General features: G+C 65.8%; 1 protein-coding gene. It reads right to left on the reverse strand.

Annotated elements, in window-relative coordinates; translation table 11 throughout:
• A partial coding sequence (locus ACFQUU_RS29050; protein WP_382252090.1) for a DUF6861 domain-containing protein occupies positions 1–3,692 on the reverse strand: 3,692 nt, incomplete at both ends.

Consider the following 3,692-nt stretch of genomic DNA (forward strand, 5'->3'; position numbering starts at 1 on the left):
TCGCGCGGCGTGCCCAGATGATCGGTATGGATGTACCGGACATTCTGTGACTTCTGTGCTTGTGCAGCGTGCGGCGCACTGGTTGCTGTGGTGCTGTCCACCTGTGCGATCGGCACAAACGCATCCGGCTCATACACCCAGGTCCGTACCCGGCTGCCCCGGGTTTCCGACAGCAGCCGGTTGCCATCCCACACAAACCGCGTTACCCCGAACGCATCGCGCTTGACCAGCCGTCTTCCGAACGGATCATACCCATAGCGCGTCTTCTGCACCGTCGGTGCATCGGCCTGCGCATTGCGGCTGACCTGCGACTCCACCAGTTGATGTTCGGCATTCCACTTCAGCCGCAGCTGCGTATGCCGGCCGATTCTCTTGTCGACCAGGTTGCCGTGCGTGTCATAGCCATAGCGCTTGTCTTCATACACCGTCACCCGGTTGTTGACGATGCGGCCTGTGCTGCCTGATTCGCTGGCTTGCGGGTCCAGCAGGTTGTGCGCCGGATCGAAGGTAAAGCGTTCCGCCAGGTTTGGCTGCAGCGCCGACAGGATGCGGCCAATGCGGTCATAGGTATAGCTGGTGCGGCCCAGGCGCTGATCGTCGAGCGTGACCAGGTTGCCGGCACGGTCATACGCGTACTGGCGGCCGATCTGCGTGGCCGACTCATGTGGCACCTGCTCCAGTGCATGAAGATTACTGCGCTGTTGCGCCAGCGAAGGGCGGTTGCTGCCCGGCGCCAGTGTCGCCAGCTGCGCCTTCAGCCGTCCCATCGGGTCGTACTGGAACTGGCTGGTCAACATGCCTTGCGTGCGGCGGATTTCCCGGTGCACCGCATCGCGTTCGATGTCGGTGATCACCTCTTCGCCGAGGCGCACCTGGTGCAGGTGACCGCTGCCGTAGAACAACTGCTGCAGCACCCGGCCATCGGGCAGGGTGGTCTGGACCCGGTTGCCCAGCGCATCGTACGCATGGCGGATCGTCGTGGCGATGCCGTCGGCGGTGGTGGTTTCCGACAGCAGTTGCCCGAGCGCGTCGTACTGCAATCTGACATTGGCCTGCGCATTGCGCGCCTGCACCAGCCGGCCCAGCCCATCATAGCCATAGCTGGTATGTAACTGCTCGGCCTGCGCCGCACCGGTCAGTTGCGCCACGATCTTGTCGACCAGCCGGCCGTTGACGTCGCGTCCATACAGGGTGGCGATCTTCGGCTCGGCGCGGTGGTCGTCGAACTGCACCACGCCCGGCACGGTACCGAATTCTTCCCGGCCAATGGCCAGCCCCGACGCATCGTACCGGTAGCGGGTGAGCCGCGCATCGAAACCGATTTCCTGCACCAGCCGGTCCGCCGCATCATAGGCAAACGCAGACACTGCGCCATTCTCGTTGACCAGTTGCGCCAGCCGCCGGGCGGCGTCATAGCGGTACTGCAACGCATGGCCCAACGCATTGGTGCGCATGAGCGGCTTGCCGTCGACATCGAACGCATACACGGTGCGCTGGCCGGCGCCATCGGTATGGGCGATCAGCCTGCCCAGCGCATCGTAGTCATACTGCTCGCTGCTGCCATCCGGGTAATGCACAGCGGCAAGCTGGCCCAGTGCATCATGGTCGTAACGGGTACGCTGGCCCAGCGCATTGGTGGTCGCGGTGAGCCGGCCATCGAGGTCATAGTCGAACGTGGTGCTGTGGCCCGAGCAATCGGTATACCTGCACACCTGCCCGGCAGGGTTGTAGGCCAGCGTTTTTGTCTTGCCATGGGCATCGATGATGGCCACCGACAAGCCCTGCGCGTCATACCGGTACTGGGTCTGGTGGCCCAGCGCATCGGTGACGGAAGCCAGGTTGCCGCGTGCATCATAGCGATACGCGGTGAGGTTGCCGGCCGCATCGGTGACCAGTGCCGGCTGACCGACACGGCCATCCTGCACGATGCGGGTGGCCGAGCCGTCGGGCAGCTCGATGCGGGTCAGCAGGCTGCGCGCATTATAGCGGTAACGGATGGTGCGCCCGGCCGCATCGGTGATCGCCAGCAGGTTGCCGTACCGGTCGAGCACCCGTTCGGTGCGCCCGCCCATCGGATCGGTCTCGCCGGTCAGGCGCTGTTCCTGGTCAAAGCGGTAGCGGCGGAGACGGCCCAGCGCATCGGTGACGATGGTTTCCTGGGGATGATAAGCAAAGGTCCACGATTCGCCGGTATTGGCCCAGTGCCGGATCACCTTGCCGGTGGGCCGGTAGTGATCGTATTCGTAGTCAGCCACCAGGCCGCCGGGACGGCTGTGGCGCACCAGCAGGTGCTGCCGATAGGCAAATTCACGCGTGACCTGGCCGAGCCGGTTGCGCACCCGCACCAGGTCGCCGGCATCGTCATAGTCATAGTGGACCAGCGGCTCGTAGCGGTGCGGCACCAGCGCATCGGGCGTCTCGCGCAACAACGCCACCATGTGCAGGCGCTGATCGGCAAAGGTCAATTGATAGGTGCGCCCGGCGCTGTCAACAATGCGTACCGGCTGCTGCAGATGATCGTACTGGATACGGGTGGTATTGCCGTTGCGGTCGATGATGGCGCAGAGGCAAGCGATGCCGGCATGCCGGTCGGGCAGCGTGAACAGGTGGCGGGTCTGCTCGGCATCGGTGAGCTCGAAACGCAGCGCCTGGGGACGCGATAGTGTGACCTGCTCGTACGGCGAATACCTGCTCTGGCCGATGGCCGGCAGGCTGAAGGTGATGCCGCGGTGCTGCGCATCGAGCACCACCACCCGGTCGGCATCGACCTGCAGCGCCAGCGACAGCGGCACACTCCAGCCCTGGCCGAGCCAGCCGACCACCGGATTGTCGGAACTGTACTGGCGTTGCCACGACAGCGGCATCGGTGCGGGAAAGGCGAAATCGCGTTCAGTGTCGCCAGCCAGCAGCTTGTTGCCGAAGATCGGATTGACCGGGTAGCCGGTGGTGGTGCAGCTCTTGCAGGATTTGCCGCGGCCTTCGGGGCGCTTGTCGGCGGCCGGTGTGGCAGCTGGTTCGGGTGTCTTGTCGACCGGGGCTGGCGTGGGCCGGGCCGGCGGCCGGGACGGGACCGGTGCGCTGCGTGGCTGCAGGAGTGCGCTGTTGGCGAGTGCGGCTTCATTGACGGCCAGCCAGTCGGCAAACTGGGGGCCGAGCTTGCTTTGGGTCAATTCCCGGTACAGCGCGGTCCTGGCCACCTGGCCGCGCGACAGCACCAGCATCACGCCGCCCAGGAGGGCAACGAGCAGGGCCAGCTGGCCGCGGGCAAAGGCGTCGGCCGCGCGTGCCATGTCGGCCAGATAGCGGCCGGTAGCGTGGTCCTTGAACGGCGCGGCTTGCCAGGCCAGCGCAAAGCCCTGGGCAAAGTGCTGCGTCATGTCGCCGATGCCGTGCAGCGTTTCCCTGGCCAGGCTGCCCAGGCCGAGATACAGCATGACTTCGCCGCCGATGGCCGCCCCGGCCGACGCACCGGCCAGCGCACCGGGAATGGCGCCGGCCACGCCGGCCAGGAAACCGCCGGCGCCGCCCACCACTGCACCCAGGACCAGTCCGCCACCGATGTAGATCGCCACTTCCTCGGCAATCGCCTGCATGCTGCGCAATGCAGCCTGGGCGAGCGTGGAGGCATCAAATGCCGGCAGCGCTTCGCGGATCATGTCAGCGGCGCGCGGGGTGCTGGCGGCAAAGGCGGA

It is taken from the genome of Herbaspirillum sp. GCM10030257 (genome assembly GCF_042666555.1).
Lineage (GTDB): Bacteria > Pseudomonadota > Gammaproteobacteria > Burkholderiales > Burkholderiaceae_D > Noviherbaspirillum.